General features: G+C 69.8%; 24 protein-coding genes. 13 read left to right on the forward strand and 11 right to left on the reverse strand.

The features are described from left to right. Positions 1-9: 9 nt before the first annotated feature. From AC1RRF_RS16545 to AC1RRF_RS16555, 3 genes are read left to right on the forward strand one after another with little or no spacing between them, the layout of a single operon-like run. The gene (locus tag AC1RRF_RS16545; RefSeq protein ID WP_492836521.1) at positions 10-651 is read left to right on the forward strand and encodes a YdcF family protein; all 642 of its coding nucleotides are present in this window, start codon (positions 10-12) and stop codon (positions 649-651) included. Between the two features lie 2 nt (positions 652-653). After that, positions 654-1379: a lysophospholipid acyltransferase family protein gene (locus AC1RRF_RS16550; RefSeq protein ID WP_492836523.1), complete on the forward strand. Its 726-nt coding sequence runs from the start codon at positions 654-656 to the stop codon at positions 1377-1379. Further along, a complete protein-coding gene (locus tag AC1RRF_RS16555; protein ID WP_492836525.1) occupies positions 1366-2028 on the forward strand; it encodes a hypothetical protein in 663 nt (220 codons plus the stop codon). The genes AC1RRF_RS16550 and AC1RRF_RS16555 overlap by 14 nt, the downstream gene beginning before the upstream one ends. A 17-nt stretch (positions 2029-2045) precedes the next feature. Here AC1RRF_RS16555 and pdeM read toward each other — a convergent pair whose 3' ends face one another. Continuing rightward, positions 2046-2777, reverse strand: a complete 732-nt coding sequence (pdeM, locus tag AC1RRF_RS16560; protein WP_492836527.1) for a ligase-associated DNA damage response endonuclease PdeM — start codon at positions 2775-2777, stop codon at positions 2046-2048. Further along, positions 2774-5281: a ligase-associated DNA damage response DEXH box helicase gene (locus AC1RRF_RS16565; RefSeq protein WP_492836529.1), complete on the reverse strand. Its 2508-nt coding sequence runs from the start codon at positions 5279-5281 to the stop codon at positions 2774-2776. Before AC1RRF_RS16565 ends, pdeM begins: the two co-directional genes overlap by 4 nt. Before the next feature lie 91 nt (positions 5282-5372). On the opposite strand from AC1RRF_RS16565, the gene AC1RRF_RS16570 reads away from it, so the two are divergent. The 5 genes from AC1RRF_RS16570 (at position 5373) to AC1RRF_RS16590 (ending at position 11450) form a co-directional block, all read left to right on the forward strand. Further along, positions 5373-8207, forward strand: a complete 2835-nt coding sequence (locus tag AC1RRF_RS16570) for an ATP-dependent DNA helicase (RefSeq protein WP_492836651.1) — start codon at positions 5373-5375, stop codon at positions 8205-8207. Between the two features lie 158 nt (positions 8208-8365). Beyond that, positions 8366-9415, forward strand: coding sequence for a DUF2125 domain-containing protein (locus AC1RRF_RS16575; protein WP_492836531.1), 1050 nt, complete (start codon positions 8366-8368; stop codon positions 9413-9415). Then, positions 9415-10098 (forward strand): hypothetical protein, encoded by a 684-nt coding sequence (locus tag AC1RRF_RS16580; RefSeq protein ID WP_492836533.1) that lies wholly within the window; start codon positions 9415-9417, stop codon positions 10096-10098. Before AC1RRF_RS16575 ends, AC1RRF_RS16580 begins: the two co-directional genes overlap by 1 nt. 8 nt (positions 10099-10106) lie before the next feature. Next, a complete protein-coding gene (gene hisC, locus AC1RRF_RS16585) occupies positions 10107-11198 on the forward strand; it encodes a histidinol-phosphate transaminase (RefSeq protein WP_492836535.1) in 1092 nt (363 codons plus the stop codon). Positions 11199-11201: 3 nt separating this feature from the next. After that, positions 11202-11450 carry a hypothetical protein gene (locus tag AC1RRF_RS16590; RefSeq protein WP_492836537.1) on the forward strand — a complete coding sequence of 83 codons (249 nt, stop codon included), beginning with the start codon at positions 11202-11204 and terminating at the stop codon, positions 11448-11450. Positions 11451-11464: 14 nt separating this feature from the next. Here AC1RRF_RS16590 and AC1RRF_RS16595 read toward each other — a convergent pair whose 3' ends face one another. The 4 genes from AC1RRF_RS16595 to AC1RRF_RS16610 form a co-directional block, all read right to left on the reverse strand. Next, entirely contained in the window at positions 11465-11920 is a 456-nt protein-coding gene (locus AC1RRF_RS16595) for an SMI1/KNR4 family protein (protein WP_492836539.1), read from the reverse strand. Next, complete coding sequence (locus AC1RRF_RS16600) at positions 11920-12729, reverse strand: TIGR02186 family protein (protein ID WP_492836541.1); 810 nt, start codon at positions 12727-12729, stop codon at positions 11920-11922. The genes AC1RRF_RS16595 and AC1RRF_RS16600 overlap by 1 nt, the downstream gene beginning before the upstream one ends. Further along, on the reverse strand, positions 12726-13649 hold the full coding sequence (locus tag AC1RRF_RS16605; protein ID WP_492836543.1) for a sulfite exporter TauE/SafE family protein: 924 nt from the start codon (positions 13647-13649) through the stop codon (positions 12726-12728). Before AC1RRF_RS16605 ends, AC1RRF_RS16600 begins: the two co-directional genes overlap by 4 nt. Before the next feature lie 116 nt (positions 13650-13765). Next, positions 13766-16615: a tetratricopeptide repeat protein gene (locus tag AC1RRF_RS16610; RefSeq protein ID WP_492836545.1), complete on the reverse strand. Its 2850-nt coding sequence runs from the start codon at positions 16613-16615 to the stop codon at positions 13766-13768. A 225-nt stretch (positions 16616-16840) separates the two neighbouring features. Between AC1RRF_RS16610 and AC1RRF_RS16615 the strand changes: the two genes are divergently transcribed. From AC1RRF_RS16615 to AC1RRF_RS16625, 3 genes are all read left to right on the forward strand, one after another. Next, positions 16841-17041, forward strand: coding sequence for a hypothetical protein (locus tag AC1RRF_RS16615; RefSeq protein WP_492836547.1), 201 nt, complete (start codon positions 16841-16843; stop codon positions 17039-17041). A gap of 63 nt (positions 17042-17104) precedes the next feature. Continuing rightward, positions 17105-17614: a pyridoxamine 5'-phosphate oxidase family protein gene (locus AC1RRF_RS16620; RefSeq protein WP_492836549.1), complete on the forward strand. Its 510-nt coding sequence runs from the start codon at positions 17105-17107 to the stop codon at positions 17612-17614. A gap of 72 nt (positions 17615-17686) precedes the next feature. Further along, on the forward strand, positions 17687-18103 hold the full coding sequence (locus AC1RRF_RS16625) for a hypothetical protein (RefSeq protein ID WP_492836551.1): 417 nt from the start codon (positions 17687-17689) through the stop codon (positions 18101-18103). Here the strand turns inward: AC1RRF_RS16625 and argF are convergent. The 3 genes from argF to AC1RRF_RS16640 all read right to left on the reverse strand — a co-directional run bounded on the left by argF (position 18100) and on the right by AC1RRF_RS16640 (position 20845). Beyond that, positions 18100-19014 (reverse strand): ornithine carbamoyltransferase, encoded by a 915-nt coding sequence (gene argF / locus AC1RRF_RS16630; RefSeq protein ID WP_492836553.1) that lies wholly within the window; start codon positions 19012-19014, stop codon positions 18100-18102. The genes AC1RRF_RS16625 and argF overlap by 4 nt on opposite strands. Positions 19015-19039: 25 nt before the next feature. Further along, on the reverse strand, positions 19040-20212 hold the full coding sequence (locus AC1RRF_RS16635) for an aspartate aminotransferase family protein (RefSeq protein ID WP_492312703.1): 1173 nt from the start codon (positions 20210-20212) through the stop codon (positions 19040-19042). Between the two features lie 108 nt (positions 20213-20320). Then, on the reverse strand, positions 20321-20845 hold the full coding sequence (locus AC1RRF_RS16640; RefSeq protein WP_492836555.1) for a YcxB family protein: 525 nt from the start codon (positions 20843-20845) through the stop codon (positions 20321-20323). A gap of 148 nt (positions 20846-20993) precedes the next feature. On the opposite strand from AC1RRF_RS16640, the gene AC1RRF_RS16645 reads away from it, so the two are divergent. Next, positions 20994-22412 carry an alpha/beta hydrolase gene (locus AC1RRF_RS16645; protein ID WP_492836557.1) on the forward strand — a complete coding sequence of 473 codons (1419 nt, stop codon included), beginning with the start codon at positions 20994-20996 and terminating at the stop codon, positions 22410-22412. A 116-nt stretch (positions 22413-22528) separates the two neighbouring features. On the opposite strand, the gene AC1RRF_RS16650 is transcribed toward AC1RRF_RS16645, so the two are convergent. Continuing rightward, the gene (locus AC1RRF_RS16650; protein ID WP_492836559.1) at positions 22529-23350 is read right to left on the reverse strand and encodes an ABC transporter permease; all 822 of its coding nucleotides are present in this window, start codon (positions 23348-23350) and stop codon (positions 22529-22531) included. A gap of 209 nt (positions 23351-23559) precedes the next feature. Here AC1RRF_RS16650 and gcrA point away from each other — a divergent pair, with 209 nt between their 5' ends. Further along, positions 23560-24084, forward strand: coding sequence for a cell cycle sigma 70 cofactor GcrA (gene gcrA, locus AC1RRF_RS16655; protein ID WP_492836561.1), 525 nt, complete (start codon positions 23560-23562; stop codon positions 24082-24084). A 187-nt stretch (positions 24085-24271) separates the two neighbouring features. Here gcrA and AC1RRF_RS16660 read toward each other — a convergent pair whose 3' ends face one another. After that, positions 24272-25237: an NAD(P)H-dependent oxidoreductase gene (locus tag AC1RRF_RS16660; protein ID WP_492836563.1), complete on the reverse strand. Its 966-nt coding sequence runs from the start codon at positions 25235-25237 to the stop codon at positions 24272-24274. Between the last annotated feature and the right edge of the window lie 30 nt (positions 25238-25267).

Raw genomic sequence — 25267 nt, forward strand, 5'->3', positions numbered from 1 at the left:
GCTAAGGGCATGAAGTTTCTGACTTTCATCGCCATTCTGGTGCTGATCTGGCTGATCGGCCTGTTCGTGTTCGCCGAACGCGTGCGCGGTTACACGCCCGCGCCCGAGCCCCAGCGCGCCGACGCCATCGTGGCCCTGACCGGCCCGTCGGCCGAACGGGTCAACGCCGCCATCCGTCTGCTGGAGCAGGACAAGGGCCGCCGGGTGCTGATCTCGGGCGTCAACCGCGAGGTCCGCCGCCAGGAGCTGCGCGCCCTGACCCCGGGCTCGAACCGCCTGTTCAACTGCTGCGTCGACCTGGGCTTCGAGGCCGAGGACACCGTCGGCAACGCCCAGGAGATCGCCGCCTGGGCCGACGCCAAGGGCTATGACAGCCTGATCGTGGTGACCTCGGACTATCACATGGCCCGCGCCCTGACCGAGATCCGCGCCGCCGCCCCGGGGGTCCAGCTGACCGCCTACGCCGTCGAGACGCCGTCGCTGGACAACTCGCGCTGGTGGCGGGCGGCCGTGACCGCCCGGCGCATGACGCTGGAATACATGAAGTACCTCGCCGCCCTGGGCCGCGTCGCCGTGGGCAAGGTCACCGGCGAAGGCCGCCCGGCCACCGACACGCCGACCCAGGCCGCGCCGCAAGAAAAGGCCGCCTGACCGTGACCACCCTGCGTTCGCTCGTCTTCGTCGTCTGGCTTTATCTGTCGATGGCCCTGTTCGCCGTCGGCCTGTCGCCGATCCTGCTGCTGACCTATCGCCCGGCCATGTGGGTGATCCGGGGGTGGTCGAAATTCGTCCTGTTCGGCCTGCGCTGGATCGCCGGGGTGAAGGTGGAGTTCCGCGGGCTGGAGCACCGTCCGGTCGGCGCCGCCCTGCTGGCCGGCAAGCACCAGAGCATGCTGGACGTCATCGCGCCCTTCGCGGTCCTGCCTGACAACTGCTTCATCATGAAGAAGGAGCTGATGCCCCTGCCCTTCTTCGGCTGGTTCGCCTGGAAGACGAAGATGATCGCCGTCGACCGCTCGGCCCACGCCAAGGCGCTGAAGGACATGGTGAAACAGGCGCGCGCCCGCTTCGCCGAGGGCCGTCAGATCCTGATCTTCCCGGAGGGCACCCGCGCCGAGGTCGGCGCCGCCCCCGACTACAAGCCGGGCATCGCAGCCCTGTACCGCGACCTGGACGCGCCCTGCACGCCCATCGCCACCAACTCCGGCGTCCACTGGCCCGCCCACGGCTTCCGCCGCCATCCGGGCGTGGTGATCTACGAGTTCCTGCCCGTCATCCCCGCCGGCCTGAAGCGGGCCGAGTTCATGGCGCAGTTGGAGGAACAGATCGAGACGGCGTCGACGGCGATGCTGGAGCAGCGAATCGATGGCGATCGTTAGATTGCGACTGGGCGAGAACGGAAACGGCGCCCCGCTGCCTTCCCCCGCCACCACAGATCGGATTGCCGACAGCGAGCGGTACTTCTCTGACTTCCAGTCGTATCTCGTCGGCCTCTATGGTTTCGCCCAGGCGGCTGAAGCCGCGAACAGCGGACAAGCACTTCCCTACCCACCCGAAGACACGGTGCTGATTGATTGCAAGCAATCGGGCGAGCAGTGGGTATGGCGCCCTGAGCCCACCATCAGCGTTCTGATGAAGAATATTTCGCCGACCGCAATCGCCCTGGAAAAGGTCGAAACACCTCAACCGCCATCCTCCGCGGCGATGAATCTCGGCGCGCTCGACGGGCTGCTTCATAATTTTGGTCAGGCCCTGGCCACCAACTATTTTGAGCGGCAGCGACCACAGATCGAGGCTCGGTACGGAAAGAACTTGAGCGGCTGGCCCCCCGTATGGAATTTTGCGCGGGTCGTCCGAAATGCGATGTCGCACGGAGGGCGGATCAACTTCACCAACACAAGCGCGGCGCCCGTGGCCTGGAAACAGTTGATCTACACCCCCGCCTCCAACGGCAGATCCATACTTCACTCGGACCTCTGGCCGGGTGACCTGTTCAACCTGATCATCGAGATGGATGCGTCGCTGTAGGAACGACAGCACCTCATCTAGCGCAGGCTCTCCCACGCCAGCGCATGCACCCTGTCCCGGCCCAGCGCCGCGACCATCGGCGGATCGGCGAACAGGCCCGCCACCGCCACGTCCCTGGCATCCAGCCCGCCGGTGAAGGCGCCGAAGGCGGGCATGACGAGCCGCTGTCCGTCGGTGACGAAGCAGGGGCGGCGAACACCGCGCCCATAGGCGGCGACGCGGGCAGCGGGATGAAGGTGGCCGGCGATCTCGCCCGGTTGTTCGCCGGGCTGGGGCTCGTGGATCAGGCGGAGAGCACCGAGGTCCATCGTCGTCACGATCCGGCCCGGCAGGGCGTCCAGCGCGCCCGCCAGCGCCACCAGATCGTGGTTCCCCTCCAGCCAGACCCAGTCGCGCCCGACCGCCAGCCGGACCAGCCGTTCACGATCATCCGTAGACAGACGATCCACCGCCTTGGCGTCGTGGAAGCTGTCGCCCAGCAGGACGACGCGGGCCGGATCTAGCGCCTCGATCTCGGCCTCCAGCTTGGCCAGGGTGGCGGGGCTGTCATAGGGCGGCAGCATCTGCCCGCGCACGGCGAAGGCCGAGCCCTTCTCCAGGTGCAGGTCCGAGGCGATCAGGGTGCGGTGCTCGACCACCCACAGCGCGCCCGAGCAGCGCAGCAGGCAGGCCTCGCCGGCGATGCGCACCTTCAGCCCGCCGCAGGAGTGGCGGAAGGGCGACAGGGTTTCGCGCAGGGCGGCGTTCACGCGACCGTCTCCGGCGCGGGGGCCATGACCTCGGCGATCAGGGTCTCCTCGGCGAAATCGAGTCCGCGTTCGGACAGGATGATCTCCGCCGCGCCGCCGCCGACCCGCTCGCGCCCGATCTGGACCAGCACGGGGATGCAGAAGGGCGAGGGGCGATCCAGCCGCTGGTGCGCGATGCGGCCGTGGATGCGGCTCAGGAGCTGACCCAGTCGGGCCACATCCAGCAGGCCGGAGGCGGCGTCGGCCCGGGCGGTGCGCAGCAGCAGATGGTCCGGCTGGTGGCGGCGCAGCACGTCGTAGATCAGGTCGGTCGAGAAGGTCACCTGACGACCGGTCTTCTCGGCCCCCGGCTGGCGCCGCTCGATCAGGCCCGAGATGAGGGCGCAGTTGCGGAAGCTGCGCTTCATCATGAAGCTTTCCTCCAGCCAGGCCTCCAGATCGTCGCCCAGCATGTCGGGCTCGAACAGGGCGTCGAAATCAAGCGTGTCCATCGGCCGGATCGACCAGATGGCCAGCGAATAGTCAGTGACCACGAAGCCCAGCGGCCCCACATCCAGCCGGTCCAGCCGCTTGGTCAGCAGCATGGCCAGGGTCGTGTGCGCCAGCCGTCCCTCGAACGGATAGGCGATCATGAAGTGGCGATTGCCGCGCGGGAAGGTCTCGATCAGCAGCTCGCCCGCCTTGGGGATGCGCGAATGGACCGCCTGCAGCTCCAGCCACTCCTGCACGTCCGGCGGCAGGACGCGCCAGTGATCGCGGTCCTGCACCATGTCGCGCACCCGCTCGGCCAGCGACGTGCCCAGCGGGAATTTGGAGCCGCCGTACGAGGGGATCTTCGGGTCCTTATCGACGGCTGAGGTGACCAGGGCGTCCGTCCCGGCGATGCCCTGGAACGCCCAGACCTGACCGGCGAAGACGAAGGTGTCGCCGAGCGACATCTGCTCGAAATACCACTCCTCGGCCTCGCCGATCTTGCGGCCGCCCATCAGCTGCCGGCCGCGCCGGTTGGCGACCCGGATGTTCAGATTGGCGGCCGAGACGATGGCCCCGACATTCATGCGGTGGTTCTGGGCCAGCGTGGCGTTGCGCACCGTCCACTTCCCATCCTGGGTGCGCACGATGCGGGCGAACCGATCGTAGGTGCGCAGGGCGTATCCGCCGGTGGCGACCAGATCGACCACCTCCTCGAACTGCTCCCAGGTCAGGCCGCGATACGGGCCGCAGGCGGAAACTTCCGTATACAGATCATCCATGACGAAGGGTTCGGAGCAGGCGCAGCCCATGATGTGCTGGGCCAGGGTGTCGAGGGTGCCGGTATGCACCGGCTCCCAGTCGAAGGCGTTCTCGGCCACCGCCTCGCGCGCAGCCTGGCATTCCAGCATTTCGAACCGGCTGGCGGGCACCATCAGGGCGCGGCTGGGCTCGTCCAGCCGGTGATTGGCGCGGCCGATGCGCTGGACCAGGCGGCTGGCCCCCTTGGGCGCGGCCAGCTGGATGACCAGGTCCACGTCGCCCCAGTCGATGCCCAGATCCAGCGTCGAGGTGCAGACCACGGCGCGCAGGTCGCCCCGCGCCATGGCCGCCTCGACCTTGCGCCTCTGCTCGGCGGCCAGCGAGCCGTGGTGCAGGGCGATGGGCAGGCTGTCCTCGTTGATGGCCCACAACTGCTGGAAGACGAACTCGGCCTGCCAGCGGGTGTTGACGAAGATCAGGGTCATCCCCGCCCGGCGCAGGGCGTCATAGACCTCGGGCATCGCATGGACCCCGGTGTGCCCGGCCCACGGCACATGGCCCTCGGAGATCAGCACGTCGATGACCGGCGGCGCGCCGGGGTCGCCCTTCACGATCGTCACCGGGGCTTCGGAGGACGGCTTCAGCCAGCCCGCGATCATCTCCGGATCGTCCACCGTCGCCGACAGCGCCACTCGCCGCATCTCCGGCGCGAACTTCTGCAGCCGCCCCAGCCCCAGCGACAGCAGGTCCCCGCGCTTGCCGCTCCAGATCGCGTGCACCTCGTCCAGCACCACGCATTTCAGGTCGGCGAAGTAGGACCGCGCGCCGTCCCAGGCGCAGAACAGGGCCAGCTGTTCCGGGGTGGTCAGCAGGATGTCGGGCGGGAAGTCCCGCTGGCGCTGGCGCTTGCTCTGCTTGGTGTCGCCGGTGCGGCTCTCGACGTGGATGTTCAGCCCGATCTCGCGGATAGGCGTCATCAGGTTGCGCTCGACGTCGGTGGTCAGGGCCTTGAGCGGCGAGAGATAGAGGGTGTGCACCCCGCTGCCCGGCCCGGTCGCCGGCCTGGGCCCGCGCTCGGCCAGGTCGATCAGGGAGGGCAGGAAGCCCGCCAGCGTCTTGCCGCCGCCGGTCGGGGCGACCAGCAGGGCGTGCGACCCGCCTTGAGCCGCCGCTATCATCTCCAGCTGATGCCGACGCGGCGACCAGCCGCGCGACGCGAACCAGTCGGCGAAGAGCGGCGGAAGCGTTGCGGGAACGGCGGCGGACGTCACGGAGGGGATATAGCATGTTCCCGTTCCGTTTCACCTGCTTGTCGACTATCTAGGGACCGTGTCCACCGACTCCCTCACCTCCTCCAGCGCCCTGACCGGCGACGAGCCGTGGCTGGCCCTGCCCGCCGCCCTGGCCGTGCCGCCGGGGGCGGGGGCGGTGTGCGACGACGAGGGCGCGCGCAAGATCGGGCGCGGCGCCGCCGAGGGCGTCTTCACCACCGGCCCTGTGATGGTGGCCCACGCCAGCCTGACGGCGCGGCGGCTGGGCCTTGCGCCGCCGTCGCGGTCGGAGGACCTGCTGGACGTGCTGGAGCTGTTCGCCTTCGTGCGGCCGGCGCGGTTCTGCGCCCCGTCGCCGAGCGGACTGGCCCTGGCCATGGGACAGAGCGAGCCCAAGGGGGCGGAGGCCCAGGCCGTGGCTCTGCGCGAGGCGGCGCTGGGCCTGCTGAAGGAGCTGGCCGATCCGGCCTATCCGCACCGCGAGGACGCCTTCACCCTGAACGAGACCCTGGCCCGTGCGGGCTGGAGCTGGTCGTGGCGGGTGGCCGGGGCCCTGCAGCACCAGCCGCTGCGGGCGCGCCAGTATCGCGGCAGCGGCCTCGACGTCTGGTCCCGGCTGGCGGAGTGGGAGGACGAGGCGCCGCGCGGCGAGGCCGGCTCGGCCCCCGTTGATTCCGAGAGCGCGCGCATCCGGCTGGAGAAGCTGCTGCAGGCCTCGGGGCTGGACGAGACGCGGCCGACCCAGTCCGACTACGCCGCCGAGGCCGCTTACGCCTTCTCGCCGCGCAACGAGGAGGGCCGGCCGCGCGTGCTGCTGGCCGAGGCGGGGACCGGGACGGGCAAGACCCTGGGCTATCTGGCGCCCGCCAGCCTGTGGGCCGAGCGCAATCAGGGGGCGGCCTGGGTCTCGACCTACACCCGCGCCCTGCAACGCCAGATCGACCGAGAGAGCGCGGCCCTGTGGCCCGACCCGGCGGAGCGCAAGAAGAAGGCCGTCGTCCGCAAGGGGCGCGAAAACTACCTGTGCCTGCTGAACCTGCAGGACATGGTGCAGGCGGCGCAGCTGGGGAACGGCGACCTGATCGGCATGGCGCTGGCGGGCCGCTGGGCCCTGCATTCGCGCGACGGCGACATGACCGGCGGCGACTATCCCGGCTGGCTGCCCGGCCTGTTCGTCACTCCGGTCAGCCAACAGGCCAGCGCGGCCAATCTTGTGGACCGGCGCGGCGAGTGCGTGCACGCGGCCTGTCCCCACTACCGCACCTGTTTCGTCGAGAAGACCATTCGGGCCAGCCGCCGGGCCGATCTGGTCGTGGCCAACCATGCCCTGGTCATGACCCAGGCCGCCTTCGACGGGGCACGATCGGCGCGCGGCTTGAAGCAGGACGGCGAGACGGCGGCGCTGAAGCGGATCGTCTTCGACGAGGGCCACCATCTGTTCGACGCCGCCGACAGCGCCTTCTCCGCCTGCCTGTCTGGTCAGGAGGCGTCCGAGCTGCGCCGCTGGATCCGGGGGCCGGAAGGGCGCGGGCGGCGCGGACGCGGGCTGGAACAGCGGCTGGGCGACCTGTGCGGCGACAACGCGGCGGCGACCAAGGCCCTGCAGGACGCCATCCACGCGGCGGCCCAGCTGCCGGGCGAAGGCGCCTCGGGCCGGATCGCCCCGGCCTCGGGCGAGGTCAATCCGATCGGGCCGATCGAGCGCTTCCTCGTCGCCGCCCTGGAACAGCTCCGTGCACGGACGAGCGAGAGCGGCGGGCCGGGCGGGATCGAGTTCGGCATGGAATGCTCGCTGCGTCCGGTGACCGATCCAGTGCTGGAGGCGGCGCGGGAGGCGGCGCGGACCCTGGCCGCCGTCGAGGCGCCCCTGCTGGCCCTGTCGCGGCATCTGGAGGACATCCTCGACGACGAGGCGGTGGAACTGGACGGCGCGTCGCGGGCGCGGATCGAGGGGGCGCTGCGCGGGCTGGACCGGCGGGCGCGGATGACCCTGCCCGGCTGGCGTTCCATGCTGGCGGCGCTGGACAATGACACCGGCGAGGCGGACCCGGACTTCGTCGACTGGCTGAGCGCCGAGGCCGCCTTCGGCCGCATCCATGACGTGGCCCTGCGCCGCCACTGGATCGACCCGACCGTACCGCTCGAGGCCGCCGTGGTCATGCCCTCGCACGGGGTGCTGATCACCAGCGCCACCCTGTCCGATCCGATGTCGGAGGATCCCTTTGACCTGGCCCGGATGCGCAGCGGCGCGGCGCGGCTGATCGAGCCGGCGCGGACCCTGAAGGTCGAGAGCCCCTTCGACTACGCCGAGAACAGTCGGGTCATCGTGGTCAATGATCTGATCAAGGACGATACGCGCCAGACGGCGGCGGCGATGCGCGAGCTCTTCCTGGCGGCGGGCGGCGGGGGCGTGGGCCTGTTCACCGCCATCCGGCGGCTGAAGGCGGTCTATGAGCGGCTGGGGCCGGACCTGGCCAAGGCGGGCATCCCCCTCTACGCCCAGCACGTCGATCCGCTGGAGGTCGGCGCGCTGGTGGACGTCTTCCGGGCCGAGCAGGACAGCTGCCTGCTGGGCACCGACGCGGTGCGCGATGGTGTGGACGTGCCCGGGCGATCCCTGCGCATCCTCGCCTTCGACCGCGTGCCCTGGCCGCGCCCCGACCTGCTGCACAAGGCCCGGCGCGAACGGTTCGGCGGCAGTTCCGCGCAGGGCCGCGCCTATGACGACGCCCTGGCCCGCGCCCGCATGGCCCAGGCCTTCGGCCGGTTGATCCGCCGGGCCGACGACAAGGGCGTCTTCGTCATGCTGGACGCCGCCTGCCCCACCCGCCTGTTCGCCAGCCTGCCGCCGGGCACGGAGGTCATGCGGATGGGTCTGGCCGAGGCGGTCGAACTGGTCGGCGGCTTCCTCAACCCGTCGTCTTGAAACCGCCGCCGGCGCCGTCCACATGCCGGACGAGGCCGGCGCGACCCGACCTGCGAATTGGACTCTTCGCACCCGCTTTTTCATCGTATGGGCGCCGGGAGCGGCTTCGCACGTTCCGTACTATTCGCACTCTTCGCACTGTGTTTTTCGGATCCTGAATGACCGCCGCCAGCGACCAACCCTACCGCCACCCCCGCCGCGGCGTCATCGGCCCCCTCCTGATCGCCGGGGTGATCCTGGCGGTGTGGACCGGCTGGTGGTTCTATCTGGTGCAGCAGATTGAGACCCGGCTGGAGGGCCAGGTCGCGGCCCTGCAGCAGAACGGCTGGACCATCAAGCACGCCGAGGTGACGACCACCGGCTGGCCGTTCCGGGCGCGGGTGGAAATCCCCCATGCCGACATCCTGGCTCCCTCGGGTCACGGCGTCGCGGCGCCCGAGATCGTGGCCGAAGCCAACGCCTGGAACCCGGACCGCTGGGTCATCATCGCGCCTGACGGCCTGACCCTGACCCGCGCCGGCAAGGGCAAGGTCGGAGTGCGCGGCGACGCCCTGCGCATGAGCGTCAGCCACCTGCGCGACCGCTTCCCCGACCTGCGGGTCGAGCTGGTGCGCGCGGTCTTCACCGCCCATCCCGGCGCCGACCCCTTCCCCATCGCCTCGGCCGAGCACATCCAGCTGGAGACCCGGCCGCACCTGACCGACGGCAAGGCGGTCACCGACGAGATGGACGTGCTGTTCAACCTGGTCGACGCGCGCGGCCGCCGCGGCGGGCCGGTCGAGGGCGCCACCCGCGAGGGCCGACTGACGCTGGCGCTGGAGGGCACCGTGCAGCAGGCCAGCCGCCTGAAGGGGCCGAACGCGGCAGGGATCTTCTCCAACTGGACCCGGGCGGGCGGGCGGTTCACCGCCGTGCGCGGCGAGCTGACGGCGGGCGAAAGCCGGGCGCGGCTGTCCAGCGACGCGCTGTCGGCGGACCCGAACGGGCTGCTGACCGGCCAGATCGCCCTGACCGCCGAGCGGCCGGGCCCGGTGATGTCGGGCATGGCCTCAGCTCAGTCGGGCGCGGTCAATCGCGCCGGCGCCGTAGGCGCGGCTGCGGCGACCGCCGTCAGCGGCGACCGGCCCGTGGACCTGACCCTGTCGTTCCGCGACGGCCGCACCTGGCTGGGGCCGTTCGCCCTGGCCCCGGCGCCGCGGCTGTTCTGATGCTGGTCGAACCGCCGGAGGATGCGGCGCGGCTGGCGCTGGATCGGGCGCTCGCCCAGGCCGTGCGGGCGCGGCTGGCCGCCGGCCAACGCCCCACCGTGGACGCCGACGCCATCGCCATCCGGGAGGCGCTCAAGGGACTGAAGGCCCCCGAGATCGCCGCCGCCCGCTCCGTCCTGGGCCGGCTGGACGCCGCCACCGGCGCCCCCCTGGTCGTCTGGGGCCCGGCCTCGCAGGTGCTGGCGGCCGACCGTTACGGCCTGTCGGCGCGGATGGCGGCCAAGCCCGAGGCGGCGCTGAAGGCGGTGCGCGACGGCGCGCGAGCGTTGATGGACCTGACGCCTTCGAACGCCTGGTTCGGGCGACTGCTGGCCGAGCCGTCCCTTCGCATCGTCGCCGCCCTGCCTGATCACGGCGCCGGCCTGCCCCGTTCCCTGCTGGTGCAGCAGACCCAGCCCGGCCCGACCGGCGACGACCGCACCTTCTGGGCCACCGACAGCGCCCTGCCCAACGGGCGGATCGTCGAGGCCCTCGGCGCCGCCGGACTGGCCGCCACGCCGTTGATCGAGGCGGGCGGCTTGAAGCTGTTCGTGCTGGCGGGCTATGTGCAGGCGGAGGACGGGCGGCTGAACGGCGCGCCCGGAACCCTGTCCGGCGTCATCGGCGCCGCCCCCCTGTTCTGAGAGCTCGCATGACCGACGCCATCCAGCCCAAGCCCGGCATCCTCGACATCGCCCCCTATGTCGGCGGCAAGTCGAAGATCGAGGGCGTGGCCGAGCCGATGAAGCTGTCGTCCAACGAGAACGCGCTGGGCGCGGGCGAGAAGGCGCGCGAGGCCTATCACGCGGCGGTCGCCAATATTCACATCTATCCGGATGGCCGGGCCGGCAAGCTGCGCGACGCGGTGGCCGCCCATCACGGGCTGGAAGGCGATCGCCTGATCTTCGGCAACGGCTCGGACGAGGTCTTCGCCCTGCTGAACCAGACCTATCTGACCGCCGGCGACAACATCGTCACCGGCCAGTACGGCTTCCTCGCCTACCGCATCTCCGCGCTGGCCAACCAGGCGTCGGTCAAGCTGGCCCCCGAGCCGGGCTTCAAGGCCGAGGTCGAGGCCATCCTCGAGCAGGTCGATGAGCGCACGAAGATCGTCTACATCTCCAGCCCGTCGAACCCGACCGGCAGCTACAACACCGCCGAGGAGACCCGCCGTCTCCACGCCGCGCTGCCGCCGCACGTCCTGCTGGTCATCGACGAGGCCTACGCCGAGTTCGTCAGCGCGCCCGACTGGGAGACCAGCTTCCCGCTGGCCCGCGACGCCGAGAACATCGTGGTCACCCGCACCTTCTCCAAGATCCACGGCCTGGGCGGCCTGCGCATCGGCTTCGGCTATGCGCCGTTGAAGGTGGCCGAAGCCGTCGATCGCATCCGCCTGCCGTTCAACGTCTCGATCCCGGGGATCGAGGCCGCCGTCGCGGCCCTGGGCGACGAGGCCCACCAGAAGGCCTCGCGCGAGCTGGTCGAGACCTGGCGTCCGCGCCTGACGCAGGCGATCAAGGGCTTCGGCTTCGACGTCTTCCCCTCCGTCGGTAATTTCGTGCTGGTCCGCTTCCCGGATCCGGCGCGCTCCGCCGCGGCCGCCAATGACTATCTGAACAGCAAGGGCATCATCGTCCGCCCGGTCGGCGGCTATGGCCTGACCGACTGCCTGCGCATCACGGTCGGCACCGAAGACCAGAACCGCGCCGTGCTGGACGCGCTGAGCGAGTTCGCGGCAAGCTGAAGCATGGATGGATGGCGGATCGCCCGTTTCGGCTGCCTTGAAGGCGATGACACGATCGTCGGCGGCCTGGCGGTCTGGCGGCATGAATGGCGGACCGTCATTCATGACACCGTCTGGATCGACGATCCCATCTATCCCGGCGGTCGCCACGGACTTCAGGTCTACGAGATCGGCGAGACGGCGGCTCCGGTCAGGTTCGCGGCCGGCGAGCTCTCCAACGGCGTGTGGGGTTTTGCGAGCCCTCCCCCCTGAGCGTCGCGAGCTGATCAGTCGATCCCGGCGGGAGGAAGCGCGCAGTATTGCCCCAGCCAGTCGCTGAAGGAGGCTCCGACCTGCCGGACGTCTCCAGTTTCATGGTCGAACAACCAGATCCCCGGCGTTCCGCCCTGATCGAAGGCGAACAGATTGCCCGCGGAATCTCCCGCGAAGGCGACAAGGGTCTCCGGCAGTCTCATCGTGCGCCAGTCCTCAGTGGCGGAGATGATTTCATCAGGGGTGAAGAACTCGGAGATGTCCGCGAGATCGATGCCGTTCTCGACGATGCTGTTGAGCAGGGCCAGGGTCGGCGACGGTGCGCCGTGGGTCAGAACGGCTTCCAGATAGTCGGCGGGGAAAGCGATATCGAACCGTTGCTCGGCGCGTCGCAGATCCGCATCCTCGACCCGCGTCGGCGGATAGTCGGGATGAGTCCACAGACGGATGAAGTCGCCGAGGTCCGCCATCACTGCCTCCTGAACACGCGGCTCGCCGCCCAGCCGGTGAACATGGCCAGCAGGACGCAGAGGACGCCGTAGGTCCAGGGGCGGCGATGGGCGAACTCGAAGATGTCGCGCTCGATGCCGACCTTCTCGACCGTCAGGGTCAGGTTCGAGACCGAGACCGGTTCGCCGTCCTGGAACAGCCAGACCTCGGCGAAATACTGGCCGGTGGGGGCGACGGCGGGCAGGTCGACCTCGGCGCGGAACAGGCCCTTGTCGACGAACTGGACCCCCTTGGGGTCGCTGTTGTACAGCGCCGCCGCCTCGCGCAGGCGGATCACCGCGCGGCGGTAGTCGAGATAGTCCTCGCCCAGCCGGCTGACGACCACGTCGCGCACGCCGTAACGGGTGACGGTTCGGCTCTCCTCCGGGGCGGCGATGCGCAGGTGATCGACGCCGACGCCCAGCCGGCGCAACTGGCCGAAGTCGGCGATGTCGCCGAGCGGGCGGGTCGAGGCGGTCATGTAGAAACCGGGCGCGCCCTCGAACAGGACGGGACGGCTGTTCAGCCAGACGCCCATGTTGCGGGTCTTCTTGACCAGACGGACCGGTCCGTCCGGACCGCGCACCACGACCACCACGTCGGCGGGCCTGGCGGTCGGATTGAAGACCGCGCCATACAGGACAATGGAGGCGCCGCGGAAGCTGGAGTCGACCATGACCCGGGCGTCGGTCATGGCGGCGGCGACACGGACCTGATCCGTCGTCGCGACCGAGCGCTCGGGCGCGGGGGCCTCGATGGCGGGCGGCGGAGGCGGCAGGGCCTGCATCATTCCGCGATCCCCGGGGCGAAGCTGAACAGGTCGCTGGGCCGAACGAACAGCTCCAGCCCCATGTAGATGCCGACCAGCAGGACGATGATGGCCAGCAGGGCGCGCAGCTCCTCGGCGCGGAACCGGCCGGACAGACGGGCGCCGTACTGGGCCCCGACGACCCCGCCGAGCAGGAGGATGGTCGACAGGACGATGTCCACCGTCTGGTTGCGGCCCGACTGCAGGATGGTGGTCATGGCCGTGGTGATGATGATCTGGAACAGGCTGGTGCCGACCACGACCTGGGCCCGCATGCGCAGGACGTAGAGCATGGCGGGGACCAGGATGAAGCCGCCGCCGACGCCCATGATGGCCGACATCATGCCGACGAAGACGCCCAGGCCGATCGGCGGAATGACGCTGATGTAGAGGCCCGAGCGAGGGAAGCGCATGCGCAGGGGCAGGCCGTACAGCCACAGCGGCCGGCGCCGCTCCTTGTGCGGCGCGACCTCGCCCCGCACCCGGCGCAGGATCTGGCCGAGGCTCTCGTAGAGCATCAGGGCGCCGATGGCGCCGAGGAACAGCAGGTATGACAGGGCGACCGCCAGATCGGCCTGGCCCAGCAGGCGCAGGTAACGGAAAAGCTCGACGCCCAGCAGCGCCCCGACGACCCCGCCCAGGGCCATGATCGCGCCGATCTTGTAATCGACCAGCTTGCGCGAGGTGTAGTTGATGACGCCGGAGGTCGAGGAGGCGACGACGTGGCTGGCCTGGCTGGCGACCGCGACCGACGGCGGGATGCCCAGGAAGATCAGGATCGGGGCCATGAGGAAGCCGCCGCCGATGCCAAACAGCCCGGACACGAATCCGACCGTCGCCCCCAGCAGAACCAGGAGCGGCCAGTTCACCGAAACCTCGGCGATCGGCAGATAGATATCCAAAGGACGCGCCTTCGGCTGGAACTGAGGTCAAACGCCCGAAAGGCGACGGTGGAACTGTCCTGAACGCCCCGGGCCGAAGGTGCAACCCGATGCGCCCGAAAGGTTATCCGATCGCGTCAGGCGACCGGTTCGACCGTGAAGCGGTCGGCCTCGGCCCGGGCCTTGCCGCGGTCCGCGACCGACAGCGTGGCCCGCAGACGATCGACCGCCGCCTGGGCGTCGCCGTCCCCGGCGCGCGAGGCGATCAGATACCATTTGAAGGCCTGGAGCGGGTCTGTGCGGACGCCGCCCTCGCCGGTCTCGTACAACTTGGCGATGTTGAACTGGCTGTCGACCAGACCCAGCTCGGCCGCCTTGGTCAACCACCTCATGGCCTCGGTGGTGTTCACCGATCCACCGACGCCCTGGAACAGATACATGCCGTAGGCGTGCATGCCGCGCGGGTCGCCGGCCTGGGCGGCGCGCTTCATCCAGTTGCGGGCCTCGACCGGATCGACCGTCACGCCCTTGCCGCCGTCCTGATACAGGCCCGCCAGCTGAAGTTGGGCAGGGGCGTAGCCGAGCCCGGCGGCCTGTTTGAGCAGATCCACGCCCTGGAGATTGTCGCTGTCCAGCTGGATGATCGCCTGCTGGTAGATATCCGCGGCGCGGGTCAGGTCGGCGGGCGTGGCCTCGACCACGGTCGTGGCGAGCGCCGCGACCGGCGGGGCCCCGGCGGAGACGGAACCGGAAATCGGCAGACCTGGAATGTGGATGCCGGCGTCGGTCAGTTCACTGAAGGCCACGGCGCCGGTGGCGGTCAGGACAACGGCGACGGCGGAGGCGCCCAGCGCCTTGCGGACCGTGCCGCCTTCCTTCGAGGCCTGCTTGTCCAGTCGCTCCTGCAGGCGCGACTTGCCGCCGCGCTTCAGGCCGAAGCCTGAACGGGCCGGGGCCGGCGTGTCGGATTCGGCCATGGCGGCGCGGGCCGCGTCGATGGCCTGACGGGTCGAGTTGGCGGCGCGGCCTTGCGCCGCCGCGGCGCGCAGGGCGCGCGGATCGACGAAGTCTGTCTCGCCGGCAAAGTCGTCCGGTCCGGCGTCAAAGCCCTCGGGCGCGGTGGCGGCCAGGGCGTCGGACACGTCGGCGCCGCCGAAGCTGTGGCCGAAGGGCGCCGAGGCCGCGGCGGGCGGCGGCGCGAAGACCGGGGTGTGCGGCGCGGCGTCCAGCTCTTGCGCGAGCGAGCCGGTGAACGGGGCGGCGACCGCCTCCCGGCTGCCGAACGGCGTCGAGACCGGCTCCGGCGCGGTGCGCGGACCGCGCATGACCGCGTCGAAGACGGAGTCGGCGGTCAGGACATCGGCATCGTCATGCAGGTCGGGCGTCGCCGGGGCGAAGGCCTGCGGCGCCGGTTCCGGCTCGGGCGGCGCCAGTTCCGCCGACCAGGCCTGCTGCTCGGTATAGACCGGGTCCGGATCCTCGAAGGTCTGGCCCTGGAAGGGGGCGTCGGGGAAGGCCGCGTCCGGGAAGGCGGCGGCGCGCCAGTCGGGCTGAGCGTCGATGGCCGGAGCGGCGACCGGCGCGGGCTTCGGCGCCTCCGCGCGGCGTTCGATGTTGTCCCGGGCTTCGGCGATCAGGGCGGCGGTGCGCTCTTCCGACAGGCGCATGCGCTCGGCCAGTTCGCCCGAGGCGCGGTCGTAGCTCTGCTCGATCTTGTTCGAGCTGTCCGCAAGACGGCGGCTGATGTCTTCCAGCGCCTGCTGTGAACGGCGCTCGGACTGGGCGATGCGTTCGCTCAGGCGGTCCGAGATGCGGGTGATCTCGCCACCCAGCTTCTCCAACGCCAGGGCATGACGGTCGTCAGCGGCGGTGAGGCGTTGCTCCAGACCCTGGGCCAGACGGCCCATGTCGCCCTCGACCTTGCGGCCCAGGGCCTCGCCCAGCTTCTCGAAGCGGGCGGGGGCGTCGTTCTCGATCTTGCCGACGCGGCCGTTCAGGTTCTCGGCGATGCGCAGGACTTCGCGGCCCATGGCCTCGACGGCGCCGGCGGAGCGGGTCTCGGAGGTCTTGAGCTGTTCGCCCAGCGCCATCACGGCCCGCTCGATGCGGTCCATGCGGTTGTCGGCCTCAGCGGTGTCGAGGCGGCGCATCATCTCGGTGCGGTTGGACTCGACCTGACGGCTCAGGGTCTCGGCCAGCTTCTCGAAGCGGGCGGCCTCGCGGACTCCCTCGGGCTCGACGCGGCTCTCGGCGGCGCGCAGCCGCTGATCGAGATGAGCGAAGGAGCGTTCGAGACCGCGCAGGGCGTCGGTGGTCCGGGCCTGGGCTTGATCCAGCCGCGCACCGACCTGGGCCAGCAGGTCCGAACCGGCGCCGGGACCGGCCAGCTTCTCAACCGCGTCCATGCGCTGGCGCAGTTCGTTGACGCCGGAACGCTGGCGCTCCTCGATGTCGTACAGGCGGCCCGCCAGGGCGCCGAGACCGGTCTCGACCTTGCCGAAGGTCTCGGCGGTCTTGGGCCCGACTTCCTGTTCGAACTTGCGCAGGCGGCGGTGGCCTTCGCGCAATTCCTCGGAGATGTCGTCGATGCGTCGGCCGTACTGGCGACCGTCCTGATCGGCGGCCTCGAGACGGCGCACCAGACCAGCGACGGCCTGATCGACGCCCTGGATGGCGACGGTCGAGCGGCGCTCGGCGGCTTCGAGGCGGGCGGCGATGGCGTCGACCGAGGCGCTCAGGCGATGACCGACGTCATCGCCCGCATAGGCGTCGTCCAGCCGGCGGCTGCGGCCGCGGCGATCGAAGATTTCGGCGGCGTGGGGACGGCGCGGCAGGGGCGTGTAGCCCTCGTCCTCGTCGCCGTCTTCCATGATCATCGAGTTCAGCCACTCACCGAGCGTCATGCCGGAGCGGCGCGCAAGGTCCTTGGCGATCTCGCGAGCCTTGGGGTCTATCCCCTTCACGCTCCACGGCGCGGCTGCGCTCACTGATTCGCCTCCCGACCTTTGGCTGGACGCTAGTGCGCCAGATCAGGGGTGTAAACGTGCCGTTAACCCCAAGATGTAGGGGCGCCGCCATCTTCCTGTGGAAAGCCCGCACACCGACCGGATAGATGGCCTTAACGTGGTTAACGGACGATGAAGATTAACTTCCCGGCAAGGACTCGAGCCCTTGCGCGGGGCCGTTCGGCGGTCCACGTGGCGCGGATGGACATGACCTCCACCCTGGCCCTGATCGCCGCGACCCTGGCGATCACCGTCTTCGCGGGCTGGAGAGGCGCGCGCCCTTGGGATCCGACCCAGAGCGTGCGGATGGCGCCGTGGCGCTTCATCATGGTGCTGGGCGGCGCGGCGATCTTCGTCCTGCTGATCCATGTCGGAGCCCTGTTGGGCGTGCCGCAGCGGACTTACTGACCGGGGAACGCCCAGTGCGGGCGCGCGCTTTCCTGATCCATCCCGAGATCAGGAGAGACCGCCATGAGCGACAAGACCCTCACCGCCGCCGAAGCCGAAGAGCGTTTCTGGGACAACCTGAAGACGTCCAACACCGGCCTGCTCGGTCTGGACCAGCCGGGCTACCACGCCCAGCCGATGACCGCCTTCCGCGAGGATGAGACCGGGACGATCTGGTTCTTCACGCGCGACGACACCGACCTGGCGAAGGACGCGAGCCTGCCCGGGGGGCAGAGCGCGATGTTCCACTATGGGTCCAAGGACCAGAACGTCTGGGCCTGCATCCATGGCGAACTGTCGGCGCCCGGCGCGAACCGGGAAATCATCGACCGCTACTGGAACCCGGTGCTGGCCGCCTGGTATCCGCAGGGGAAGGACGACCCGCGGCTGACCCTCCTGCGCTTCGACGCCGACGACGGCCGCGTCTGGGTCAACGAGGGCGGCTTCTTCAAATTCGCCTACGAGGTCGCCAAGGCCAACATCACCAAGACCGTCCCCGACGCGGGCGGCGTGGCGGACGTGAACCTGCAATAGGGTTCCGTCAGGTTTCGACGGCGGGCCGCCTCGGCGGAGCGGGATAGCCTGACTCCAACCGAGGAGGTTCAGATGAAGCCCGCCCTGCTGATCCCCGCCGCCGCCGCCGCCCTGTGTGTCGCCGCCCCGGCGTCGGCGTGCCGGATTCCCTGGCGCGCCGACGCGCCGGTGGCCTTCACCGCGACGATTGAATCTCTGGAAAGGCACGAGGGCGTTTTCAGCGGCGTACGGGCGACCCTGCGAGTACGACGCCGGATTGAAGGGCCGTCACGGGATGTCGAGGAGGCCAACGCCTCCCCGGACGTCATCACCGGTTGGTGCCATCCGCGCGCGGACTATGACGCCGAACTTCTGGACACTCGCGCCGGCGACGAACTGATCGTCATCGGCGGGAGCCGAAACGGCGGACTGGCGATACATGACCTGGGCCGACTGACGACCGCCCGCGGACGGGAACTGTTGACGCAGGCGGAGACCGCGCGGCCCTAGCCCGCGAAACACCAGGCCAGCACCGCCTTCTGGGCGTGGATGCGGTTCTCGGCCTCGTCCCAGACCAGCGACTTCGGACCGTCGATGACGGCGTCGGTCACCTCTTCCCCGCGGTGGGCGGGGAGGCAGTGCAGGAAGACCGCGTCGGGCTGGGCCAGACTCATCAGGGCGTCGTCGACGCCGTAGCCGTCGAAGGCTTCCAGGCGGGCCTCGTAGTCCTGATCGCCCATCGACACCCAGGTGTCGGTGACCACCACGTCGGCGCCGGCGACGGCTTCGCGCGGGTCCGAGGTCAGCAGGACATTGTCGCCGCCGCGGGCGAGGTCGTGCAGGTCGGGATGGTACTCGGCCGGACAGGCGACCTGCAGGCGGAAGCCGAACTTGGGCGCCGCATGCATGAAGCTGTGGCAGACGTTGTTGCCGTCGCCGACCCAGGCGATCGTCTTGCCCGCAACCGGCCCGAGGTGCTCCTCGATGGTCAGCAGGTCGGCCAGGATCTGGCAGGGGTGCGAACGGTCGGTCAGGCCATTGATCACCGGCACGGTCGCCACGCGGGCGAAGCGCTCGACGTCCTCATGGCTGTTGGCGCGGATCATCACGGCGTCGACCATGCGCGACAGCACCTTGGCCGTGTCCTCGACCGGCTCGCCGCGCCCCAGCTGCATGTCGCCGGCGTTGGCGATGATGCCCGAACCGCCCAGCTGGCGGATGGCGGCGTCGAAGCTGAAGCGGGTGCGGGTCGAGTTTTTCTCGAACACCATGGCCAGGACGCGGTCCCTGGCCGGCGCGTCGGCGTCGACGCGGCCCTGCGGCCAGCCCTTGCGCGCCTGTTTGCGGGCGTGGGCGTCATCCAGGATGGCGCGCAGCTCTTCGGCTTCGAGCCGATAGATGTCGAGGAAGTGACGGACCATCGGCCCCTCCAGATCTGTCAGGGCCTCAGGCCAGCTTGGTCCGCGCGAATTCGCAGGTCTTCTCGAAGCGTTCGACGGCCTCGCGGGCCTCTTCGAGCGTCAGGACCAGCGGCGGCAGGATGCGCACGCAGTTGTCCCCGCCGCCAGCGACCAGCAGGCGCTGCTCGTCGCGGGCCCAGCCCATGAATTCACGGTTGTTCGGGACCAGTTTGACGCCGATCAGCAGGCCCTTGCCGCGCACATCGACGATGACGTCCGGGAAGCGTTCCTTCAGGCCGTGCAGCTGTTGCTTCAGGTAGCCGGCGATCTCGTTGACGTGGGCCAGGGTCTCGGGCTTGGACAGTTCGCCGAAGGCCGCCTGGCCGACGGCCATGGCCAGCGGGTTGCCGCCGAAGGTCGAGCCGTGCACGCCGACGGTCATGCCCTTGGCCGCGTTGGCCGTGGCAAGACAGGCGCCGATCGGGAAGCCGCCGCCCAGGGCCTTGGCGATGGCCATGATGTCCGGGGTCATGCCGGCCCATTCGTGGGCCCACAGCTTGCCGGTCCGGCCCATGCCGCACTGGACCTCGTCGAAGATGATCAGCACGCCGTTGGCGTCGGCCATCTCGCGCATCCAGCGCAGGTCCTCGTCCGGGGTCGAACGGCAGCCGCCCTCGCCCTGCACCGGCTCCAGGATGATCGCGGCCGTGGTCGGGTTCTCGAACGCCGCCTTCAGCGCATCCTTGTCGCCCCACACCAGCTGGTGGAAGCCCTCCATCTTGGGGCCGAAGCCTTCGGTGTAGGACGGGTTGGCGGCGGCGTTGATCGCGCCGTAGGTGCGGCCGTGGAACGAGCCGTCGAAGCCGTAGATGTCGATCCGCTCAGGGTTCCCGTTGGCGACGTGATGCTTGCGCGCCGTCTTCAGCGCGCATTCGACCGCCTCGGTGCCCGAGTTGGTGAAGAAGACCACGTCGGCGAACGACTTGGCGCACAGGTCGTCAGCCAGGGCTTCCTGGCCCGGGATGCGGAAGATGTTGGAGACGTGCCACAGCTTGCCGGCCTGTTCGGTGACGGCGGCGACCAGCTTGGGGTGGGCATGGCCCAGGCCGTTGGTCGAGATGCCGGCGACGCAGTCCAGGTATTCCGTGCCGTCCGTCGACCAGAGACGCGCGCCCAGACCACGCTCCACTTCCAGCGGCGCACGGTTGTAGACACCCATCAGATGTTCTTGGGACACGGGACTGGACCTCCAAAAGCGATACGGCCCCGTCGCGAGGCGCGACGGAGCCGGTAAAAAGGGTCTGGCCTTGTCGGACGCGCGCCGGGGTTAGTCAACACCGCGACCGAGACGGCCTGACGCGGTGACCTCGGCGATAAGGGTGCGAAGGGCTTCCATCTGGGCGTCGGACAGATGACGCTTCGGCAGGACCGGATTGCTCTGAGGGGTCAGAAGGAGAACGAAGCGGTCGCGCTCTTCACGCACCGCCTTGATCCCGGTCCAGTTTAGCTGCGACGTCGCGACAGGCGTTTGGAAACTCACGCCCGTTTCGTCAAAGCGCCAATCACTGAGCAGCCCGCCGCCGGGGGCGGAGCGCGCCGCCCGTAGCGTGAACCGATTGACCAGCACGCGAACGGCGAACCAGATCACCGCCGTCGCCACCAAGATGATCCCGACGGCCCGGCACAGTTCGTCATACCAGGGCGCCATCCCCGCGACGGTTATGACTGCGGCCCATAGACCGAGGAACGGCAGCAGCGTCAGCGCCATGCACCACCAGTGCAAGCCTCCCCAGCCTCGGGTGATTGGTCGCAGCTCCCGCGCAGTGGGCGTAACGCCCTTGATGGTGATCATCCCGCCGGCTCCCCGAAAACAGCAGCATATGGCTATCCCACGCCAGGCCCGACGGGAAGGTTCAGTCGCGCAACGGACGGCTTACCGATCCTTAAGTTGCCCTGACCGCCCCGCCATCGAACTGTGCCATCCAGAGCGGGAGGTGCGGATGAAGACGAGCTTGGTCATGGCGACGGGGGCTGCGGCCTTGGCGATCGCGACGTCGACGACGGCGCAGACGGTGGCCGAGCGCTCGCGCTTCGAGCCCGGCCCCTGCGCGGTCGAGGTCGCGACCGACGAGCGCATCGACTGCGGCGTGCTGGTCGTGCCCGAGAACCGCGAGCGGGTCGACAGCCGGATGATCCGCCTGCCCGTTCTGATCTTTCGCAGCCGCGCCGAGACGCCCGCCAATGATCCGGTGGTCTTCCTGACCGGTGGGCCGGGGAACAGCGCGCTCTCCGGCCAGAGGTCGGGGCGGAGCAATCCCTTCCTGGAGCTGCGCGACCAGGTGGTCCTGGAGCCGCGCGGCGCCAAGCTGGCCCAGCCCGCGCTGGAGTGCCCGCAGATCAATGCGCTGAAAGGCCAGATCACCGCCGACCGCCTCCGCGGCGCGGAGGCTGACGCCAGGCTGACGGCCGCAGCCGCGACCTGCCGGGCGACGCTGGTCGCGGGCGGCGCCGATCTGGACGGCTACAACTCCGCAGAGACAGCGGACGACATCGAGGCCCTGCGGGTCGCGCTCGGCTATGACAAGGTCAACCTCTACGCCCTGTCCTACGGCACGCGTCTGGCGCTGACGGTCGCGCGGCGGCATCCGGGCTCGGTGCGGGCCATGGTGCTGGACTCCGTTCTGCCGCCCGAGGTCAACTACGACGAGGCCGCGACGGCCAATACCTGGCGCAGCCTGAACGCGGTCTTCGACAACTGCGCGATCGATCCCGCCTGCAGCGCCGCCTGGCCCGACGCCCGCGAGGATTTTCGCGCCCTGGTCGCGCGCGGCGAGATCGATGCGGTGACCGGCGTGGGTCTCGCGTTGCAGGATCCCCGGCTGATCCCGTTGATCCCCCGCGCCGTCGGGTCGGCCGCCGATGGGAAACCGGAGGAGCTGGCCGGATGGATCGCCCGCGCCCAGGGGCCGTCCGGCTTCACCTGGGGGCTGCGATTGTCGGTCTGGTGCTCGGAGGAGGCCCCGTTCGAGGCGCCGGAGCGGATCGAGGCCCAGGTCGCCGCCGATCGGGGCCTGGGCGGGGCCGATTCCCGCGCCGCCTCCGTCGCCATGTGCCGGGCCTGGAACGTCGCGCCGGCCGAAGCGATCGAGAACACCCCGGTGACGTCCGACATCCCGACCCTGATCTTCGCCGGCGAGTTCGATCCGAGCACGCCGCCGGACTGGGGCCGCCGGCTGCTGGCGCAGATGCCCAAGGCGACCTTCGTGTCGATGCCCGGCCTGAGCCACGGCGCCAGCTTCAACCGCTGCGGCGGCATGATGGCGGTCGCCTTCTTCCGCGATCCGGACGCGGCGCCGGACGTGGTCTGCGCCAACCGGATGCGCGGCGCCGATTTCGGCCTGAGCGCCGCCGCGCCCTAGAGCGAAATCGGTTGGGTTGGACGCAGTCCAACTCGGCTCAGATTTCGCTCCAGATTGATGCTGGACCATTTTTTGGATTCAGGTCGATCCGACCTGAAGCAAAAATGGTCTAGGGCTCAGCTCTTCAGCCGCCAGCCCGACTTGAACACGCGCCAGCAGGCGTACGACATGATCAGGGTCAGCACCGCGCTCATGGCGACCCCGATCCAGAGGTTGCCCTCGGCGTGGCCGATGAAGCCGAAGCGGAAGCCGTCGATCATGTAGAAGATCGGGTTCCAGTGGCTGATGGTGGCGAACGGCTCGGGCAGGTTGTCGACCAGATAGAAGGTGCCGGACAGGAAGGTCATCGGCATGATCAGGAAGTTCTGGACCGCCGCCAGCTGATCGAACTTCTCGGCCCACAGGCCGGCGAAGACGCCCAGCATGCCCATCAGCAGCGAGGCGGTCAGGCCGAACCACAGGATCGCGAAGATGTTGGTGACGCCCAGCTTGGCGAACGGCAGCACGCAGATGGCGGTCACGAGGCCCACGGCGATGCCGCGCGTCGCGGCGCCCAGCGAGAAGCCGATGGTCAGTTCCAGCGGGCTGAGCGGCGGGGTCAGGAAGTCGGTCGCCGTGCCCATGATCTTGGCCTGGATCAGGCTGGACGAGGCGTTGGCGAAGGCGTTGTTCAGGATCGCCATCATGATCAGGCCGGGAGCGACGAATTCGGCGAAGGGCGTGCCGTCGATCGGCGGGCGCGACCCCTTCAGCGCGACCACGAAGACCAGCATGTAGAGCAGGGTCGTGACCACGGGCGCGGCCACGGTCTGGGCCCCGACCTTCCAGAAGCGCCGAACCTCCTTGAGATACAGGGTCTTCACCCCTTCCCAGTTGACGCCGTTGTAGCGGCGCGGCTGCGGGAGCCCGGACGGGCGCGTGGAGGCGAGATCGGTCATGGGCGCGCAGATGCGCCCGCGCGGACGGCTGCGCAAGGGGCGGGAGAGGTCCCAGCCATGTGACCCGCCTTAACCATACTAGATGTGGTTCCTGTGGACGGACCAATTCCCACATATTGCGCCTTTTAACAGGTGGTTTACGATTAGGAGTAGGTCAGGACCCCCGAGGGGGCGGTTCGACCCCATATGTTGAATCCCCGGAGGCGATCATGACCGCAGGCTGGACCGAAGACCGCGTCGGCGCACTGAAGAAGCTGTGGCTGGAAGGCCAGTCGGCCAGTCAGATCGCCAAGCAACTGGGCGGCGGCGTGACCCGCAACGCCGTGATCGGCAAGGTGCACCGTCTGGGCCTGTCGGGCCGCGCCGCGCCGTCGCAACCGGCCCGCGCCACCTTCCGCCCGTCGCGTCCGCGCCCCGCCGCGCAACCGACCCAGGCGCCGTCGGCCCCGCGCCGCATCGAGGCCGCCCAGCCCCGCGTCGCCGTTCCGGTCGCCCCGACCCCGGCGCCGATCCCCGACCTGCCCGGCACCGCCACGGTCATGACCCTGGGCGCCCACATGTGCAAATGGCCGATCGGCGACCCGTCCTCGACCGAGTTCAGCTTCTGCGGCCGTCGCGCCTCGGAAGGCGTCTACTGCATGGAGCACGCCCGCGTCGCCTACCAGCCGCAGGTCCGCAAGGGCGGCAAGGACGGCGCCAGCGAACTGGCCCGCAGCCTGCGCCGCTATATCTAGGTCGCATTGACCTGACCAAGGCGGCTCGCTCCACCCGGCGGGCCGCCTTTTTCTTATCCAGCCACATGGCTGTCACGAATGGCCCCTAGAGGGGCCGCCGTCCGCTCCGACGCCGCGCCCGCCGTGGCGATGGAGCAGGGGGCGGGGCTGCGGTTATCCGGGTTGACGCAGCCCCTCACCCTCCCTCTCAGACCGAGGCGATGACCGGTCCCGCTATCCGGGCCAGCCGCCGACGGCGCTTTCCGATCTTCGCCAGCAGCACGACGCCGATCAGGGCGATCAGCCCGCCCGTCGCCGCGCGTCCGACGCCCGGCCCCGAGACGAAGGCGTGCATCAGGCCCGTCCCGGCCAGCAGCACCGCCCACGGACGCGGCGGCCTGGCGGACGCCTGCCCCAGAGCGCTGAAGAAGATCCAACCGATCGGCGCGAGCAAGGCCGCGCCAGCCATCAGATGCCAGCTCCACGGCCCCTCGCCCGACGACCACGACAGGGCCGCCAGAACCATCTCCGCGATCACGATGACCGGCAGCATCAGGGCCGCGATGGCCAGCGACGCCGGGACCGGCCTGTCGCGCGGACGGAGCGGCGCGGCGACCGGGCCGGACGGCGCCGGGGCCGACCGGCCCCAGTCCTTCAACCGGGAAACGAAGCGGCGTCCGGCCTCCGCCAGAGCGGTGGTCTCCAGCTTGTTGGCTTCGAACACGATGAAGGGCTCGGCCCACGGCAGGCCGCAACGATTGGCCGTGACCTCCAGGGGCCGCAGCAGATCGGTCAGAGGGTAAAGGTTGCGACCGCCGGACGCATAGGCTTGGGCGGTATTGCCGGCGGTGACGGCGACCATGATCGGCCGGCCCTCCAGGCGACGTCCCTCGGCCTCGTAGTCGATGTAGAACATCCGGGTCAGGATCCGGTCCTGCCAGGCCTTGAGCAGCGGCGGGGTCGAATACCACTGCAACGGAAACTGCAGCACGATCCGGTCGGCGGCGAGCAGCCGGGCCACCTCGACGTCGTCATCGATCACCCCGTCCGGATAGAGGGCGTGCAGGTCGGCGACCTCGACGCCGGGCAGACGGGCCGCGGCCTCGACCAGCGCGGCGTTGGCGCGCGAGTTGGCGATATCAGGGTGGAACAGCAGGATCAGGGTCTGGGTCATCGGGAACACCTCCGTGGTTGACGGCAAGGT

This window comes from Brevundimonas sp. GW821-FHT12C05 (assembly GCF_058807475.1).

Bases quoted from the DNA above. Each gene is read 5' to 3' on its own strand.
- AC1RRF_RS16545 (WP_492836521.1), top strand. From the start codon at position 10: ATGAAGTTTCTGACTTTCATCGCCATTCTGGTGCTGATCTGGCTGATC.
- AC1RRF_RS16555 (WP_492836525.1), top strand. From the start codon at position 1,366: ATGGCGATCGTTAGATTGCGACTGGGCGAGAACGGAAACGGCGCCCCG.
- AC1RRF_RS16575 (WP_492836531.1), top strand. From the start codon at position 8,366: ATGACCGCCGCCAGCGACCAACCCTACCGCCACCCCCGCCGCGGCGTC.
- AC1RRF_RS16580 (WP_492836533.1), top strand. From the start codon at position 9,415: ATGCTGGTCGAACCGCCGGAGGATGCGGCGCGGCTGGCGCTGGATCGG.
- hisC (WP_492836535.1), top strand. From the start codon at position 10,107: ATGACCGACGCCATCCAGCCCAAGCCCGGCATCCTCGACATCGCCCCC.
- AC1RRF_RS16590 (WP_492836537.1), top strand. From the start codon at position 11,202: ATGGATGGATGGCGGATCGCCCGTTTCGGCTGCCTTGAAGGCGATGAC.
- AC1RRF_RS16595 (WP_492836539.1), bottom strand. From the start codon at position 11,920: ATGGCGGACCTCGGCGACTTCATCCGTCTGTGGACTCATCCCGACTAT.
- AC1RRF_RS16600 (WP_492836541.1), bottom strand. From the start codon at position 12,729: ATGATGCAGGCCCTGCCGCCTCCGCCGCCCGCCATCGAGGCCCCCGCG.
- AC1RRF_RS16615 (WP_492836547.1), top strand. From the start codon at position 16,841: ATGACCTCCACCCTGGCCCTGATCGCCGCGACCCTGGCGATCACCGTC.
- AC1RRF_RS16620 (WP_492836549.1), top strand. From the start codon at position 17,105: ATGAGCGACAAGACCCTCACCGCCGCCGAAGCCGAAGAGCGTTTCTGG.
- AC1RRF_RS16625 (WP_492836551.1), top strand. From the start codon at position 17,687: ATGAAGCCCGCCCTGCTGATCCCCGCCGCCGCCGCCGCCCTGTGTGTC.
- argF (WP_492836553.1), bottom strand. From the start codon at position 19,014: ATGGTCCGTCACTTCCTCGACATCTATCGGCTCGAAGCCGAAGAGCTG.
- AC1RRF_RS16635 (WP_492312703.1), bottom strand. From the start codon at position 20,212: ATGGGTGTCTACAACCGTGCGCCGCTGGAAGTGGAGCGTGGTCTGGGC.
- AC1RRF_RS16640 (WP_492836555.1), bottom strand. From the start codon at position 20,845: ATGATCACCATCAAGGGCGTTACGCCCACTGCGCGGGAGCTGCGACCA.
- AC1RRF_RS16645 (WP_492836557.1), top strand. From the start codon at position 20,994: ATGAAGACGAGCTTGGTCATGGCGACGGGGGCTGCGGCCTTGGCGATC.
- AC1RRF_RS16650 (WP_492836559.1), bottom strand. From the start codon at position 23,350: ATGACCGATCTCGCCTCCACGCGCCCGTCCGGGCTCCCGCAGCCGCGC.
- gcrA (WP_492836561.1), top strand. From the start codon at position 23,560: ATGACCGCAGGCTGGACCGAAGACCGCGTCGGCGCACTGAAGAAGCTG.
- AC1RRF_RS16660 (WP_492836563.1), bottom strand. From the start codon at position 25,237: ATGACCCAGACCCTGATCCTGCTGTTCCACCCTGATATCGCCAACTCG.